The sequence below is a fragment of the Cupriavidus sp. LA-1 genome (genome assembly GCF_055385985.1).
Genome location: NZ_AP031387.1, coordinates 450,867 through 465,711 on the forward strand (window position 1 = coordinate 450,867; position 14,845 = coordinate 465,711).

A 14,845-nucleotide genomic window follows, 5' to 3' on the forward strand; every position below is an offset into this window, starting at 1 on the left:
TCCGTACAAAAAACGGCGCATGCCTCGGGCATGCGCCGTTTTTTTTTCGCCCTGCTTCCGGTATTAGGGGTTTACCCGGTGTTATCGGCATGACGGCGCCCCGGAACCGTTCTCGTGCCCCGCATCAAAGTCCACCATGCATCTGCATCAACACTGACAAACAAAATTCAACTTGATTGTATGGCGGTTTATGGCCTAATGTACTGAGCAAGATCGCTAACAGGCAGCCAACGTGCGGCCCCCTCCTTATCCTCTTGTGAACAGTATCGTGAAACAGTTCGACCTGATCATCCGCAACGGCACCGTGGTGACCGCCAGCGACACCATGCAATGCGATATCGCCATCGCCGGCGGGCGCATCGTGCAGCTTGGCCATGACCTGGGCGAGGCCGCGCAGACCATCGACGCCAGCGGCAAGCTGGTGCTGCCGGGCGGCGTCGATGCCCACTGCCACCTGGACCAGCCGATGCCGGACGGCCTGAAGATGGCCGATGACTTCCGCACCGGCTCGATCTCGGCGGCGTGCGGCGGCACCACCACGGTGATCCCGTTTGCCGCACAGGAGAAAGGCCATTCGCTGCGCGCGGCGGTCGCCGACTACCACCGGCGCGCCGGCGGCCAGGCCGTGGTCGACTATGCCTTTCACCTGATCGTCGCCGACCCGACCGAGGCGGTGTTGAACGACGAGCTGCCGGGCCTGATCCGCGAAGGCTATTCGTCGTTCAAGATCTACATGACTTACGACGACCTCAAGCTGAACGACCGCGAGATCCTCGAGGTGCTGTCGGTGGCGCGCCAGGAAGGCGCGCTGGTGATGGTGCATGCCGAGAACTCGGACTGCATCGCCTGGCTGACCGAGAAGCTGGAAGCGGCGGGCAACACCGCGCCGAAGTTCCACGCGCTGGCGCGGCCGATGGCGATCGAGCGCGAGGCCACGCACCGCGCCATCACCTTCTCCGAACTGGTCGATGTGCCGATCCTGATCGTCCACGTGTCGGGCAAGGAAGCGGTGGAGCAGATCCGCTGGGCCCGCAACCGCGGCATGAAGATCTTTGCCGAGACCTGTCCGCAGTACCTGTTCCTGAGCGCCGAAGACCTCGACCAGCCCGGCTACCACGGCGCCAAGTGCGTGTGCAGCCCGCCGCCGCGCGACCGCAGCAACCAGGAAGTGATCTGGGACGGCCTGGCCGATGGCCTCTTCACCATCTTCTCGTCCGACCATGCACCGTTCCGCTACGAAGACGCGCAGGGCAAGAAGCCTGGCGGCGAGGAAGTCCCGTTCCAGTACATCCCCAATGGCATCCCCGGACTGGAGACGCGGCTGCCGCTGCTGTTCTCGGCAGGCGTGGTGGGCGGCCGCATCTCGGTCAACCAGTTCGTCGCGCTGACCTCGACCAACCCCGCCAAGCTCTACGGCCTGCATCCGCGCAAGGGCACCATCGCCATCGGCGCCGATGCCGACCTGGCGATCTGGGACCCGCAGCGCGAAGTGACGATCCAGAACGCCGGCCTGCACCATGCGGTCGACTACACCCCCTATGAAGGCCAGCGCGTGACCGGCTGGCCGGTGACCACGCTGGTGCGCGGCAAGGTGGTGGCGCACGAGGGCGAGGTACTGGCCGAGCCCGGCCATGGCGAGTTCCTGCCGTGCGGCCTGCCGGAAATGGCCAGGCCGCGCTATCGCACCTCGGGCGGCAGCCTGTGAGGGCCGCCTTGCGTGACTGATGCCTTGACCGGCACTGCAGACTGGAACTGACCACGCGCCGGGATGCCGCCCGCTTCGCGGCCTGCGTCACCGCCGGCGCGAAGCTGGCAGAAAGCGTGCCGGCGTCCTTGCTAAACCCTGCCTGATAAAACAGATATGCGAATCCTCGTACTCAATCCCAATACCAGCGAAGGCATCACCGCGCGCCTGATGGCCGCGGCCACCGAAGCCGTCGCGCCCGGCACCGAACTGGTGCCGCTGACCGCCAGCCGCGGCGTGCCGTATATCGCCACGCGCGCCGAGGCGCAGATCGGCGGCGCCATCGCGCTGGAAATGCTGGCCGAGCATCATGGCCAGTTCGACGCGGCCATCATCGCGGCGTTTGGCGACCCCGGCCTGATGGGCGCGCGCGAACTGTTCGACCTGCCGGTGGTGGGCATGGCGGAGGCGGCGATGCTGTCGGCCTGCATGCTGGGCCGGCGTTTTGCCATCGTCACCTTTGCGCGGGCGCTGGGGCCCTGGTATGAGGAGTGCGTGGACATGCACGGCCTGCGCGGCCGGCTGGCCGGCATCCGCATGCTCGACGGCAGCTTTGCCTCGGTGTCGGACGTGCAGGAAGAGAAGGAAGCCGTGCTGGTGGAACTGGCCAACCGCGCCGTGGTGGAGGACGAGGCCGATGTGGTGATCCTGGCCGGCGCGCCGCTGGCCGGCCTGGCCGCGCGCGTGCGCGACCGCATTCCGGTGCCGGTGGTCGACCAGATGGCCGCCGCCGTCAAGCAGGCCGAGGCGCTGGTCGCGCTGCAGCCGCGCAAGGCCACCGCGGGCACGTTCCGCCGCCCGGATGCCAAGCCCACGCTGGGTTTGCCCGCGGCGCTCGCCGCGCGCATCGAGCACCGCTAAGCGGCGCTCCTTTCCTTTCCCGACGGTAACGCCGCGGCTCAGACCGCGGCGAACACCGCTTCCAGGTCGACCTTTTCTTCGGCCGGCAACTCCAGCCGCAGCGTGCTTTCGACATGGCCGAGATGCTCGGCCATCAGCCGTGCGGCGCGCTCGCCGTCGCCGGCTTCCAGCGCATCGACGATATCGTCGTGCTCGTGGTGCGGGCACGACGGCACGCCCGGCGCGTCATAGAGCGCGATGATCAGGCAGGTCAGCGAGCACAGCTCGCGCATGTACTTGCCCAGGTACTGGTTGCCGGTCATTTCCGCCAGCTTGCAGTGGAACTCGCCCGACAGCCGGATGATGGCGCGGCGGTCGTTGCTGTCGCGCGCCTGCGCTTCCTGGCGCGTGGACTCGCGCAGCGTGCGCACACCGCTGGCGCCGATCGCGCCGGCGAGGTCGCGCACCAGTGCGGGCTCCAGCAGGTGGCGCGAATGCAGCACCTGGCGCGCTTCGGCCACGCTCGGACTGGAGACGAAGGTGCCGCGGTTGGGATGCACCGTCAGCACGCCTTCGTGCGCCAGCCTGGCGAAGGCCAGCCGCACCTTGGTACGGCTCACGCCAAATACGCCGCCCAGCTTTTCCTCGACCAGCTTGGTGCCCGGCGGCAGCCGGTGCTCCCAGATCGCGGTCAGGATGCGGTCGGCGATTTCCTCGACCGACGACCCGCGCACGCTGTCCGCGTCGGTCTCGGTGATACCGTCGGCGGCGGGTGTGGCGGGTTGTCCGGCTTTGGTTCGTGGCATGGCGGTCGGCTTGGCAGCCCGGGAAAAAAGACAGTCGGTGTCGTTATTGTATGGCGGTTCGCCATCAAGTGTATAACACCGAGGGTGACCGATTGCCGCCTCATGGCGCGCCAGTCCGTCACTTGCTGCGCGAACCTGCATGCAACCGGGTCATTGCCCGAAGTCCGCCAGCCTGCGCACCTGGTCGACATAGCCCGGCGCCAGGCAATCCACCACCAGCCGCTCCGGCGTGCTGCGCAGCCACGTCAGCTGGCGCTTGCATAGTTGGCGCGTGGCGGCAACGCCGCGCTCGCGCATGGTGGCGAAATCGGCTTCGCCGTCTAGGTATTCCCACACCTGCCGGTAGCCGACGCAGCGGATCGACGGCAGGCCGGGATGCAGGTCGCCGCGTGCGCGCAGCCGCTCGACTTCCTCGATAAAGCCGTTGGCCAGCATGGTGTCATAGCGCTGCGCGATGCGCGCGTGCAGCGCCAGCCGGTCCGACGGCTCGAGCGCGATCACGCGGTAGCGTTGGTCCGCCGCACCGGCAAAGGTACGCCCCTCGGCCTGGCGCGCCAGCAGCGCCGACATCGGCTGGCCGGACAGGCGGTGGATCTCCAGCGCGCGCTGGATGCGCTGCGCGTCGTTGGGCGCGAGCCGCGCCGCGGTGACCGGGTCGACCTCGGCCAGCATCGCATGCAGCGCCGGCCAGCCGCGCTCGGCGGCAAGCTGGTCCAGCTCGGCGCGCAACGCGGCATCGGCCTGGGGCAGGTCGTTGAGCCCCTGCGTCAGCGCCTTGTAGTACAGCATGGTGCCGCCGACGATCAGCGGCACATGGCCGCGCGCGCGGACCTGCGCGATCAGCCGTTCGGCATCGGCGACAAACTGCGCGGCGGAGTAGCTGTCGGCCGGGTCGATGATGTCGATCAGGTGGTGCAGCGCGCTGTCCAGTTCCTCGCGCGTGGGCTTGGCGGTGCCGATATCCATCTCGCGGTACACCAGCGCCGAGTCCAGGCTGATGATCTCAACCGGCGCGTCGGCCGCCAGCGCCAGTGCGGCAGCGGTCTTGCCCGACGCGGTGGGGCCGAGCAGGCAGACCACGGGCGGATGCGCGGCGGAATCGTGGGGTACGGCGGACATCAAAAACCTTGGATGAGTGGTGCGGGCGAGCCGCTTATTGCCCGCGCAGGAACAGCCGGTCCAGCTCGGTCACGGTCAGCTGCACCCAGGTCGGGCGGCCGTGGTTGCACTGGTCGGCGCGCTCGGTCTGCTCCATCTGGCGCAAGAGCGCGTTCATTTCCTCGACCGTGAGCTTGCGGTTGGCGCGCACCGCGCTGTGGCAGGCGAGGGTGGCCAGCAGTTCATTGCGGCGCTCGGCCAGCACGCGCGAGCCGCCGTAGGCGTGCAGGTCGCGCAGCACGTCGCGCGCGAGCGCCTCGGCATCGGCCTGCTGCAGCAGGACCGGCACCGCGCGGACCGCCAGCGTGGTGGGCGATACCGGTGCGATATCGAAGCCCAGCAGCGTCAGCGTCTCCTGGTGTTCTTCGGCCACGCCGATCTCGACCGGGCTGGCGGGCAGCGTGACCGGGATCAGCAGCGGCTGCACGGCGAGGTCGCGCGCGTCCAGGCCGGCCTTGATCTGCTCATACAGGATGCGCTCGTGGGCGGCGTGCATGTCCACCAGCACCAGCCCGCGCGCGTTCTGCGCCAGCACGTAGATGCCGTGCAGCTGGGCGATGGCGTAGCCGAGCGGGTGGTCGTCGGGCGCGTCGGCGCGATCGGCGGAATCAGCAGGATCGGCAAACGCCGGACGCGTCGCCGGCGGCAGCCGGTCCAGCAGGCCGGGCGGGTCATCGGCGCGCGCCGCCTGGGCATCGGCCAGCCAGGCCGGCGGTTGCGCCGGGGTGCCGGGAAACGCGCCGTAGGGGCGTGCCGCCGGGGCCGTCGCCTCGCGCACCATGCCCAGGTAGGCCTGGCGCGGCTGGGCGATACCCAGTTCGGCCTGGCGCGCCGCGGAATAGTTGATCCATTGGCCACCGCCGGCGCCGCCACCCTGGCCCGGACGCGCTCCGCCCGCCGGCGTCGCGGCACCAGGCCGCATGGTGATCTCGCCGTCGGCATCGGTATGCAGGCTGTCGCCGTTTTCGCCGGCCTGGCGCGCCAGGCAGCGCTGCACCGCATGGTAGACAAACTGGTGGATGGCGCGCGATTCGCGGAAGCGCACTTCGATCTTCGACGGGTGCACGTTGACGTCGACCATCTCCGGCGGCAGGTCCAGGCACAGCACGTACGACGGGAAGCGGTCGCCGTGCAGCACGTCCTGGTAGGCGCTGCGCACGGCGTGGTTGAGCAGCTTGTCGCGCACGAAGCGGCCGTTGACGAAGAAATACTGCTGGTCCGGCCGCCCGCGCGAGGCGGTGGGCAGCCCGGCAAAGCCGTACAGGCTCAGGGTATCGGCCTGTTCGTCCAGCGCCAGCCGGGCCCGGGCAAAGTCGTTGCCCAGCACCTGGGCAGTGCGGGTGGCCACGTCGCCGGCATTCCAGTGCTCCAGCGGCTTGCCGTTGTGGTGGACCGAGATTGTCACGTCGGGCCGCGCCAGCGCCACGCGCCGGACCATCTCCAGGCAGTGCCCCAGCTCGGTCTGTTCCGTCTTGAGGAACTTTCTGCGTGCCGGCGTGTTGAAGTAGAGGTGCTGCACGTCGACGGTGGTGCCGACTCCGCCCGAGGCAGGCTGGACCGTGCCGGTATCGGCGCTGACCTGCGTGGCATGGGCATCGGCCGCGGTGCGGCTGGTCAGGGACAACTGCGACACCGAGGCGATCGAGGCCAGGGCCTCGCCGCGGAAGCCCAGCGTCAGCACCGATTCCAGTTCGTCGAGCGATGCGATCTTGCTGGTGGCGTGGCGCATCAGCGCGACCGGCAGCTCGGCGGCAGGGATGCCGCAGCCGTTGTCGGTGATGACGATGCGCCGCACGCCGCCTTCCTCCAGCCGGATGCCGAGCTGCGTGGCGCCCGCGTCGAGTGCGTTTTCCAGCAATTCCTTGACCACCGAGGCCGGGCGTTCCACCACTTCGCCGGCGGCGATCTGGCTGATGAGCTGGTCCGGCAGCGGCCGGATCGGGCGCGGCTGCTGGGTGGTGCGCAGGGCGGTGCTGGAGGCGGAGGCAGGCATCCGGCGATTATACGTGGACGCTCGCACGGAGTCGGGCGCGCAAAAGGCGCCGCGGGTGACGGATTGGTGCGGCCGCTCTTGTATGATTCAGGCCATGGCGGCTCTGGTCAGGACACCGGCCGCATCGAACGAAACCGTCAACAAACCAAACGGGGAACGACTTGGATCTCGCTTTGCAGCTCATCGACATGCTGGTGCACGTCGACAAATACCTCGGCACGGTCATCGACCAGTACGGCCACTGGGTTTACGCCATCCTGTTCCTGATCGTCTTTGCCGAGACCGGGCTGGTGGTCCTGCCGTTCCTGCCGGGCGACTCGCTGCTGTTTATCGCGGGTGCCTTCTGCGCAACCGGCGCCATGAACGAATGGGCGCTGATCGGCCTGCTGCTGGTGGCGGCCATCTCGGGCAATACCGTCAACTACCTGGTGGGCAGCTGGATCGGGCCCAAGGTGTTCGATCACAAGTGGCGCTTCCTGGACCAGGACGCGCTGCGCCGCACCCACGACTTCTATGAGCGGCACGGCGGCAAGACCCTGGTGATGGCGCGTTTCGTGCCGATCGTGCGCACCTTCGCGCCGTTCGTGGCCGGTGTGTCGCAGATGACCTTCGCGCGCTTCCAGATGTTCAACGTGGCCGGCGCCGTGGCCTGGGTGGCTGGCCTGGTCTTTGCCGGCTACTTCTTCGGCAACCTGCCGTTTATCCGCCAGTACCTGAACCTGATCGTGCTGGCCGGCATCGGCGCGGCGGTGGTGCCGCTGCTGCTGGGCGGGCTGTGGAAGCTGGTGCGCGGCAACCGCCGCCGGCCCACGGGCGTGGAGCGCTGAGCCGCTGAAGCGCCGCGGACCTCTTCAGTTGAGGCTGCGGCTCATCATCCGCAGCGCGGGCATGCGCTCGCGGATCTGGCCGATATCGGCCGCATCGGGCCGGGCCTGGACATAGGCTTCCAGGTCGGCCAGCGCGGGGCGGAAGCACTCCAGGTTGGCATAGGCCAGGCCCCGGTCGCGCACTTCCTCGATCGAACCCGGCAGCAGGATCACCAGCCGGTTCTGCACCGCCAGCAGCCGCTGCCAGCGCGACTCCTGCAGATAGATCGCCTTCAGGTTGCGCAGCATGCGCGCGATGATCTCGCGGTGGCTCGCCGCGCGCAGGAACAAGCCCAGCGGCACCTGGCTGGCATCGCTGATGCCCTCGCGCTCCAGGTACGGATCCAGCATTTCCTGCAACTGTTCCTTCGACAGGGTCTCGCCGGTGAGCGGGTCCAGTATCACTTCGCCCGCCGGGATCGTCATGCGTAGCAGGAAATGGTTGGGGAACGACACCCCCTTGAGCGGCAGCCCGATCTGCTGGCCCAGCTCCATATGCAGCACCGCGAGCGAGATCGGGATGCCGCGGCGCTGGCGCAGCACCACGTTCAGGTAGGAATTGTCGGGGTCGTAGTAGTCGTTCGCGTTCGCGCCGAAGCCGAGGTCGCGATAGAAGAAATGGTTCAGCAGGCGCAGACGCTGGATGGCGGGCGTGCCTTCGGCGATCCTGCGCTTCAGGCGCAGGGCCAGCACGTCCAGCGCCGCCAGCTCGCCCTGCAGGTCCAGGTCGGGGTAGGCATCCTGCGCGACGGACAGCGCGGTCTCGGTCAGCGGGATGCCGTTTTCGTCGGCCACGAGGCTGGCGAAATAATCCAGGACTTTGGTGGATGTCATGTCGGTTTCCCGGTGCAGCCGCCGGCACCGTGCGCAGCGTGGGTCACCATTGCTGGCTGGTTAGCCGGCGTTGGCAATCGCCGCTGGCCCATCAGCCGGCCCGGCGCCTGAAGGCAGAGTAGCGCAGTCCCATGAGCCACAGTGTACCGAAGTAGACCACCGCTGCAAGTACCAGGCACGACGCCAGCAGCGCGATGCGCAGCAGCGGCGTCGTGCCCAGTCCGATCCAGTCGAAGTTGCGCGCGAACCAGAGCAGCATGCCGGACAGCAGCAGCACCGCTGCGCCCAGCTGCGCCAGGAACAGCCACCAGCCGGGCGCGGGGCGGTACAGGCCGCGCTTGCGCAGGCCGAGGAACAGCAGCAGCGCGTTGATGGTGGCGCCGGCGCTGATCGACAGCGCCAGCCCGGCATGGCCGATCCACGGCACGAACAGGTAGTTGCAACCCTGCGTGATCACCAGCACCAGCAGCGCGATCTTTACCGGCGTGCGGATGTCCTGGCGCGCATAGAAGCCTGGCGCCAGGATCTTGATCGCGATCAGCCCGAGCAGCCCGGTGCCGTACGAGACCAGCGCCTGGCGCGTCATCTCGACCGCGTGGGCGTTGAACTTGCCATAGTTGAACAGCACCGCGGTCAGCGGCGCGCCGAACACGAACAGCCCCACCGCGCACGGCACCGCCAGCAGGAAGGTCAGGCGCAGGCCCCAGTCGAGCAGGCTCGAGTACTCTGCATGGTCCCCCGAGGCGTTGGCCTTGGACAGGCTCGGCAGCAGGATCGTCCCCAACGCCACGCCCAGCAGCGCGGTCGGGAACTCCATCAGCCGGTCGGCATAGGTCAGGTAAGAGACGCTGCCGGCGGCCAGCCGCGAGGCGATATTGGTATTGATGATCAGGCTGATCTGCGCCACCGACACGGCCAGCAGCGCCGGCCCCATCTGCCGCAGGATGCGGCGCACGCCGGGATCGGACCACGCGGCGCGCAGGTTGAAGCTCAGCCGCGGCATCACGCCCAGGCGCCGCAGTGCCGGCACCTGGATTGCCAGCTGCAGCACGCCGCCGATCAGCACGCCCCAGGCCTGGGCGTAGATCGGCTGGTCCATGTGCGGGCCGACGAACACGGCCGCCACGATCAGGCACAGGTTGAGCAGCACCGGTGTAAAGGCCGGCACCCCGAACTTGCGCCAGGTATTGAGGATGCCCGACGCCAGCGCCACCAGCGAGATCAGGCCGATATACGGGAACATCACCCGCGTCATGAACACGGCCGCGGTATAGGTCTCGCTCTGCCCGCGGAAACCGGTGGCGACCACCGTCATCACGAGCGGCGCGCCGATCACCCCAAGCAGCGACACGCCCATCAGCACCCAGGTCATCACCGTGGCGACGGCATCGATCAGCGCCTTGGTCGGCTCGTCGCCGCGCTTGGCGTGGTACTCGCCCAGGATCGGCACGAAGGCCTGCGAGAACGCGCCTTCGCCGAAGATGCGGCGCAGCAGGTTGGGAATGCGGAAGGCCACGTTGAACGCGTCGGTCATGTCCGACGCGCCGAAGGCGCGGGCGATCAGGATCTCGCGCATGAGGCCGGTGACGCGCGAGAGCATCGTCAGGCTGCTGATGGTGGCGAGCGCTTTGAGCAGGTTCAAGGTGCGGACGGGTGCTGACAGGTGCGGAAGGGTGGATCGGTGCGCAAGCACCGCATGCCGGGACGCCTCTGAGACGCGGTCCGGACGGTAAAGTTGCCGGCGCGCCACGTGCTTCGGCACAATGTGGCGCTTATTATACGGACCAGCCGGCGCCTGCCCGGCCTGAGCAGGCAAAGTCTCTGCAGTGTTGCTTTGTGCGCCGGCGTCTGTGTATAATTGCCGATTCACAAGGACAGTTGCGTTCCGGATTCGTGTGTCAGTGCATCCCGGGTCGCTCGATATGACTTAATTGTTGTGTCCCCCGCGGCACGCATCTGAATTCAGGATATTTTTAAATGGCAAATTCCGCACAAGCTCGCAAGCGCGCCCGCCAGGCCGTTGCCCAGAACGCTCACAACTCCAGCCTGCGTTCGCGTCTGCGCACCGCCGTCAAGGCCGTCCGCAAGGCCATCGACGCTGGTGACAAGGCCGCTGCCGCCGAGATCTTCAAGAACTCGCAAGCTGTGATCGACAGCATCGCCGACAAGAAGATCGTGCACAAGAACAAGGCTGCTCGTCACAAGTCGCGCCTGTCGGCCGCCATCAAGTCGATGGCTGCCTGATCGCTGCCAGGGCCGCCCAGGCGGCCCAGCAGAGGCGGATGCCCAGGCATCCGCCAATAAAAAAGCTCGTCATCCGACGAGCTTTTTTGCTTTCCGGTGCCGGCGGGCTTATTCCAGCGAGCAGGCCTCGACCAGCTGCAGGTTGTTGTCGCGCGCGAAATTCAGCACGAAGTCCAGTGCCTTGGGTTCGATGTCGCGCAGGCGCACGTCCACCACCACGCATTTGACGTTGCCGGCGAAGATCGGCCGCACATAGGGTGAGTAGGTCAGGCGCGGATCGCCGCTGTCGCCCTCGGGGCGGAACTGTGCCATCACGCCGCACAACCGTTCAGCCCAGTCGCTCGGGCGGAAGGTCTTGCCTTCCTTGGTAATGCCTTGGATAAAGTATTCGCGAACGTTGGGGTTCATGAGGCTGGACACTGCGGGTGAGGCGGATGACTCGACGGTAAACCCGCTGGACGGGCGCCCGTTTGACGCGGCCGGGGCGCGTTTGGTTCGCGCTGGATCCAGCCGGAAGGCGGGGCGTCGGTGTCTGGCGGGGGCACTTTTGATGCCGGCGGCGGGCAGTGGCATGGGTATGCCGGGCCCCGCGTGAATCAGCCAGTATTATATCTTATATAAGAGTTGCGCATAAGGGCGAAATCCTGTCAGGAAGCTGTCAACGGGACGGCGGGGTGGTCCGGGCCGGGTTGTTCCGGGCTCGCCAAAGCAGAAATAATCCCTTATGATTCTTGCAGTTAAATTGCGTAAGCGACGCGAAAAGGCGGCTCCGCGGCGCGCTTGGGTCATGAACACTTCATGACGGCGCGTCCCCACCGAGCCGCCTTCTTTGTTTTATGAGCTCAACCCCGATCAAGCATTACCTCCAGTTCAGCGACTTCACTCCCGACGAGTACGAGTACCTGCTGGACCGCGCGCGGATCCTGAAGGCCAAGTTCAAGAACTACGAGACCTGGCACCCGCTGCACGACCGCACGCTGGCCATGATCTTCGAGAAGAATTCCACGCGTACGCGCCTGTCGTTCGAAGCCGGCATCCACCAGCTGGGCGGCCACGCGGTGTTCCTGAACACGCGCGACTCGCAGCTGGGCCGTGGCGAGCCGATCGAGGATGCGGCGCAGGTGATCTCGCGCATGGTCGACATCATCATGATCCGCACCTTCGGCCAGGACATCATCGAGCGCTTTGCGGCGCATTCGCGCGTGCCGGTGATCAACGGGCTGACCAACGAATACCACCCGTGCCAGGTGCTGGCCGACATCTTCACGTACATCGAGCAGCGCGGCAGCATCCGCGGCAAGACCGTGGCGTGGATCGGCGATGCCAACAACATGGCCTACACCTGGATCCAGGCCGCCGAGCGCCTGGGCTTCACCTTCCATTTCTCGGCGCCGCCGGGCTACCAGCTCGATCCGGCCATGGTGCCGGCGTCCGCCGCCAGCCTGGTCAAGGTCTTCGACGATCCGCTCGCGGCCTGCCAGGGCGCCAGCCTGGTCACCACCGATGTCTGGACCAGCATGGGTTTCGAGGCCGAGAACGATGCCCGCAAGCGCGCCTTCAAGGACTGGATGGTCACCACCGCGATGATGGACCGCGCCGAGCCCGATGCGCTCTTCATGCACTGCCTGCCGGCGCATCGCGGCGAGGAAGTCGAGGCCGCCGTGATCGACGGCCCCAGGAGCGTGGTCTGGGAGGAAGCCGAGAACCGCCTGCACGTGCAGAAGGCGCTGATGGAATACCTGCTCTGCGGCAGCTACTGAGCGCGCGGAGCTGAACAGGGAGGGGCCGCGATGGCCCCTCTTTTTACGTCCTTCGTACAGAAACCCAAGGAGATGGAAGTGAGCCAGTTCGACAACGTGTCGGTCGTCAAGAAAGCCAACCTGTACTTTGACGGCAAGTGCGTCAGCCACACCGTGCTGTTCCCGGACGGCACCCGCAAGACGCTGGGCGTGATCTTCCCGGCCGCGCTGACCTTCAACACCGGCGCGCCCGAGATCATGGAAATCAACGCCGGCACCTGCCGCGTGCGCCAGGCCGGTTCGGATGACTGGCAGACCTACGGCGCGGGCCAGCAGTTCAGCGTGCCGGGCAACAGCAGCTTCGATATCGAAGTGCAGGAAACCCTGGACTACGTCTGCCACTTCGCGTGACGAACGCGGCGGGCCAGTCCTGGCCTGCCTGCTTTACAGCACTACCGGCTCGGGCTCGATGCGCACGCCGAAGCGTGCCTGCACCGCATCGGCGATGCGGTTGGCCAGCGCCAGCAGCATGGCGCCGGTGCCGCCGCCGTGGTGCACTAGCACCAGCGCCTGCTTGCCGTAGACGCCAACCGGCCCATCGGTCACGCCCTTGAAGCCGCAGCGGTCGATCAGCCAGCCGGCGGCCAGCTTGTATGAGCCGTCCGGCTGCGCATAGCTGACCAGGTCCGGGTTGGCCTGCAGCAAGGCGTCGCGCTGCGCGGCGCTGACCAGCGGGTTCTTGAAGAAGCTGCCCGCGTTGCCCAGCTGCGCCGGGTCGGGCAGCTTGCGCGTGCGGATCGCGACCACGGCGTCGCGGATGGTTGCCGCGGCCGGCGTGGCCTGGCCGTCCAGCTCGCGCGCCAGTTCTCCGTACGATAGTACCGGCTGCCATGCCCTGGGCAGGCGCAGCGTCACCGCAGTGATGATGTAGCGGCCGGCGCCGGCACGCTTGAACAGGCTGTCGCGGTAGCCGAAGTCGCAGGCTCGCAGATCGATCCACACAAAGGTGCCAGTGTGCCGGTCATAGGCGCGCAAGCCCGCGAAGCGTTCGCGCAGTTCCACCCCGTAGGCGCCGATGTTCTGGATCGGGGCCGCGCCCGCGGTGCCGGGGATCAGCGCCAGGTTCTCGAGTCCGGGCATGCCGTCGGCGATGGTGCGGTTGACCAGCGCGTTCCAGTTCTCGCCGGCCCCGGCCGTGACCAGCCAGGCATCGCCAGCCTCTTCGGCCTGGTAGCCGGGAATCTCCACCAGCAGCACCAGCGCGTCGAGGTCGCCGGTCAGCACCACGTTGCTGCCGCCGCCCAGCACCACCAGCGGCAGGCCCGCGGCACGCGGGTCGGCCAGGGCCTCGGTCAGGTCGGCTTCGCTGCGCACATGCACCGCAAAGCGCGCGCGCGCGTCGAATCCGAATGTATTGTGGCGACGCAGGGGATAGAATTCGTGGAAATCTGCCATGCAAGGGAAAGGTGATGCGGCCGCCGCTGTTGGTTGGCAAGCGACCCGGAACCGCGAGGTAGGCTGGATTATACGGAAGGCGCCGTGCGCGGCCGCCCTCCGGGCATATGGATCACAAGGAGAATGCAATGCCGTCGTTTGACGTAGTGTGCGAAGCGAACATGGTCGAGGTGAAGAACGCCGTCGAGCAGGCCAACAAGGAAATCTCGACGCGCTTCGATTTCAAGGGCTCGGACTCGCGGGTCGAGCAGAAGGAAAATGACCTGACCGCGTTTGCCGACGACGATTTCAAGCTGAGCCAGGTCAAGGACGTGCTGATCAACAAGATGGCCAAGCGCAACGTGGACGTGCGCTTCCTGGACTATGGCAAGATCGAAAAGATCAGCGGCGACAAGGTCAAGCAGGTGATCACGATCAAGAAGGGCGTGACCGGCGACCTGTCCAAGAAGATCGTGCGCATCATCAAGGACAGCAAGATCAAGGTGCAGGCCAGCATCCAGGGCGATGCGGTGCGCGTGTCGGGCGCCAAGCGCGACGACCTGCAGAGCGTGATGGCCATGCTCCGCAAGGACGTGCCCGAGGCACCGCTGGACTTCAACAACTTCCGCGATTGAGTCGCGGCTTGCCGATGCCGGCGGGCCCGCCGGCATCGCTTACTGCCGCGCCTGCGGCAGCCCGCCGATCTTCGCGCCGGCCTTGATGCCCTTCTGCGCGAACCATCCCTTGTTCATTTCCAGCGCATAGCGGATTGCCGCCTTCGGGCAATGATTGTCCTCGGTGCGCGGCGCCATGTCCTCGATATTGACGATGGTGCCGTCGTCGGCCAGGAAGGCGATCGACAACGGCAGCTCGGTATTGCGCATCCAGAAGCAGTGGCCCGCCTTCTGCTCAAAGACGAACAGCATGCCGGCATTGGCTGCCATGGCCTGGCGGTACATCAGCCCCTGCTCGCGCGACGCCGGCGTGGCGGCGACCTCGGCCTGGATCGCGTACATGCCCGCATTAAGCGGCACCACCGGCAGCGCGGCCTGCGCGTGCGCGACCCCGGCGCTCAGCGCGGTGGACATGCAGGCGATGGAAATGCAGCGTGACAACAGCGTCTTGGACAGGAAGGACATGGTGTTCAGTCTGAAATGGCGCGGGCAGCGGCAGCCGCAAGCATAACG

General features: G+C 67.0%; 15 protein-coding genes. 7 read left to right on the forward strand and 8 right to left on the reverse strand.

The genetic code is table 11. The features are described from left to right. Positions 1-268 precede the first annotated feature (268 nt). Together hydA and ACZ5MJ_RS02230 are read left to right on the forward strand one after the other, a co-directional pair. The gene (hydA, locus tag ACZ5MJ_RS02225; protein WP_464222055.1) at positions 269-1,705 is read left to right on the forward strand and encodes a dihydropyrimidinase; all 1,437 of its coding nucleotides are present in this window, start codon (positions 269-271) and stop codon (positions 1,703-1,705) included. 156 nt (positions 1,706-1,861) lie between these two features. Then, positions 1,862-2,605, forward strand: coding sequence for an aspartate/glutamate racemase family protein (locus ACZ5MJ_RS02230; RefSeq protein ID WP_464222056.1), 744 nt, complete (start codon positions 1,862-1,864; stop codon positions 2,603-2,605). A gap of 38 nt (positions 2,606-2,643) precedes the next feature. Here ACZ5MJ_RS02230 and ACZ5MJ_RS02235 read toward each other — a convergent pair whose 3' ends face one another. The 3 genes from ACZ5MJ_RS02235 to mutL form a co-directional block, all read right to left on the reverse strand. Further along, positions 2,644-3,390, reverse strand: a complete 747-nt coding sequence (locus tag ACZ5MJ_RS02235; protein WP_464222057.1) for a GntR family transcriptional regulator — start codon at positions 3,388-3,390, stop codon at positions 2,644-2,646. A gap of 150 nt (positions 3,391-3,540) precedes the next feature. Further along, positions 3,541-4,509, reverse strand: a complete 969-nt coding sequence (gene miaA, locus ACZ5MJ_RS02240) for a tRNA (adenosine(37)-N6)-dimethylallyltransferase MiaA (protein ID WP_464222058.1) — start codon at positions 4,507-4,509, stop codon at positions 3,541-3,543. A 34-nt stretch (positions 4,510-4,543) separates the two neighbouring features. Beyond that, complete coding sequence (gene mutL, locus ACZ5MJ_RS02245; RefSeq protein ID WP_464222059.1) at positions 4,544-6,541, reverse strand: DNA mismatch repair endonuclease MutL; 1,998 nt, start codon at positions 6,539-6,541, stop codon at positions 4,544-4,546. A gap of 188 nt (positions 6,542-6,729) precedes the next feature. Between mutL and ACZ5MJ_RS02250 the strand changes: the two genes are divergently transcribed. Continuing rightward, entirely contained in the window at positions 6,730-7,368 is a 639-nt protein-coding gene (locus tag ACZ5MJ_RS02250) for a VTT domain-containing protein (protein WP_464223635.1), read from the forward strand. A gap of 24 nt (positions 7,369-7,392) precedes the next feature. On the opposite strand, the gene ACZ5MJ_RS02255 is transcribed toward ACZ5MJ_RS02250, so the two are convergent. Together ACZ5MJ_RS02255 and murJ are read right to left on the reverse strand one after the other, a co-directional pair. After that, positions 7,393-8,241, reverse strand: coding sequence for a SirB1 family protein (locus ACZ5MJ_RS02255; protein WP_464222061.1), 849 nt, complete (start codon positions 8,239-8,241; stop codon positions 7,393-7,395). Between the two features lie 91 nt (positions 8,242-8,332). Then, positions 8,333-9,883 (reverse strand): murein biosynthesis integral membrane protein MurJ, encoded by a 1,551-nt coding sequence (murJ, locus tag ACZ5MJ_RS02260; protein ID WP_464222063.1) that lies wholly within the window; start codon positions 9,881-9,883, stop codon positions 8,333-8,335. Between the two features lie 335 nt (positions 9,884-10,218). On the opposite strand from murJ, the gene rpsT reads away from it, so the two are divergent. Continuing rightward, positions 10,219-10,485, forward strand: a complete 267-nt coding sequence (gene rpsT, locus ACZ5MJ_RS02265; RefSeq protein ID WP_010815010.1) for a 30S ribosomal protein S20 — start codon at positions 10,219-10,221, stop codon at positions 10,483-10,485. A 108-nt stretch (positions 10,486-10,593) separates the two neighbouring features. Here the strand turns inward: rpsT and ACZ5MJ_RS02270 are convergent, their stop codons facing one another. Further along, positions 10,594-10,893, reverse strand: a complete 300-nt coding sequence (locus ACZ5MJ_RS02270; protein WP_012353767.1) for a DUF3579 domain-containing protein — start codon at positions 10,891-10,893, stop codon at positions 10,594-10,596. Between the two features lie 428 nt (positions 10,894-11,321). Here ACZ5MJ_RS02270 and argF point away from each other — a divergent pair, with 428 nt between their 5' ends. After that, a complete protein-coding gene (gene argF, locus ACZ5MJ_RS02275; RefSeq protein WP_464222070.1) occupies positions 11,322-12,245 on the forward strand; it encodes an ornithine carbamoyltransferase in 924 nt (307 codons plus the stop codon). Positions 12,246-12,323: 78 nt separating this feature from the next. Next, complete coding sequence (gene ppnP, locus ACZ5MJ_RS02280) at positions 12,324-12,635, forward strand: pyrimidine/purine nucleoside phosphorylase (RefSeq protein ID WP_464222072.1); 312 nt, start codon at positions 12,324-12,326, stop codon at positions 12,633-12,635. 33 nt (positions 12,636-12,668) lie between these two features. Here the strand turns inward: ppnP and murB are convergent, their stop codons facing one another. Further along, positions 12,669-13,679 carry a UDP-N-acetylmuramate dehydrogenase gene (gene murB, locus ACZ5MJ_RS02285; RefSeq protein ID WP_464222073.1) on the reverse strand — a complete coding sequence of 337 codons (1,011 nt, stop codon included), beginning with the start codon at positions 13,677-13,679 and terminating at the stop codon, positions 12,669-12,671. A gap of 128 nt (positions 13,680-13,807) precedes the next feature. Here murB and ACZ5MJ_RS02290 point away from each other — a divergent pair, with 128 nt between their 5' ends. Beyond that, positions 13,808-14,293 (forward strand): YajQ family cyclic di-GMP-binding protein, encoded by a 486-nt coding sequence (locus ACZ5MJ_RS02290; protein ID WP_464222074.1) that lies wholly within the window; start codon positions 13,808-13,810, stop codon positions 14,291-14,293. Between the two features lie 39 nt (positions 14,294-14,332). Here ACZ5MJ_RS02290 and ACZ5MJ_RS02295 read toward each other — a convergent pair whose 3' ends face one another. Further along, a complete protein-coding gene (locus tag ACZ5MJ_RS02295; RefSeq protein ID WP_464222076.1) occupies positions 14,333-14,797 on the reverse strand; it encodes a DUF192 domain-containing protein in 465 nt (154 codons plus the stop codon). Positions 14,798-14,845 lie beyond the last annotated feature (48 nt).

Excerpts from the sequence above, each read along its gene's own strand:
- rpsT (WP_010815010.1), top strand. The coding sequence starts at position 10,219 with ATGGCAAATTCCGCACAAGCTCGCAAGCGCGCCCGCCAGGCCGTTGCC.
- murB (WP_464222073.1), bottom strand. The coding sequence starts at position 13,679 with ATGGCAGATTTCCACGAATTCTATCCCCTGCGTCGCCACAATACATTC.
- ACZ5MJ_RS02250 (WP_464223635.1), top strand. The coding sequence starts at position 6,730 with ATGCTGGTGCACGTCGACAAATACCTCGGCACGGTCATCGACCAGTAC.
- ACZ5MJ_RS02235 (WP_464222057.1), bottom strand. The coding sequence starts at position 3,390 with ATGCCACGAACCAAAGCCGGACAACCCGCCACACCCGCCGCCGACGGT.
- ACZ5MJ_RS02290 (WP_464222074.1), top strand. The coding sequence starts at position 13,808 with ATGCCGTCGTTTGACGTAGTGTGCGAAGCGAACATGGTCGAGGTGAAG.
- ACZ5MJ_RS02230 (WP_464222056.1), top strand. The coding sequence starts at position 1,862 with ATGCGAATCCTCGTACTCAATCCCAATACCAGCGAAGGCATCACCGCG.
- argF (WP_464222070.1), top strand. The coding sequence starts at position 11,322 with ATGAGCTCAACCCCGATCAAGCATTACCTCCAGTTCAGCGACTTCACT.
- miaA (WP_464222058.1), bottom strand. The coding sequence starts at position 4,509 with ATGTCCGCCGTACCCCACGATTCCGCCGCGCATCCGCCCGTGGTCTGC.
- ACZ5MJ_RS02295 (WP_464222076.1), bottom strand. The coding sequence starts at position 14,797 with ATGTCCTTCCTGTCCAAGACGCTGTTGTCACGCTGCATTTCCATCGCC.
- mutL (WP_464222059.1), bottom strand. The coding sequence starts at position 6,541 with ATGCCTGCCTCCGCCTCCAGCACCGCCCTGCGCACCACCCAGCAGCCG.
- ACZ5MJ_RS02255 (WP_464222061.1), bottom strand. The coding sequence starts at position 8,241 with ATGACATCCACCAAAGTCCTGGATTATTTCGCCAGCCTCGTGGCCGAC.
- ACZ5MJ_RS02270 (WP_012353767.1), bottom strand. The coding sequence starts at position 10,893 with ATGAACCCCAACGTTCGCGAATACTTTATCCAAGGCATTACCAAGGAA.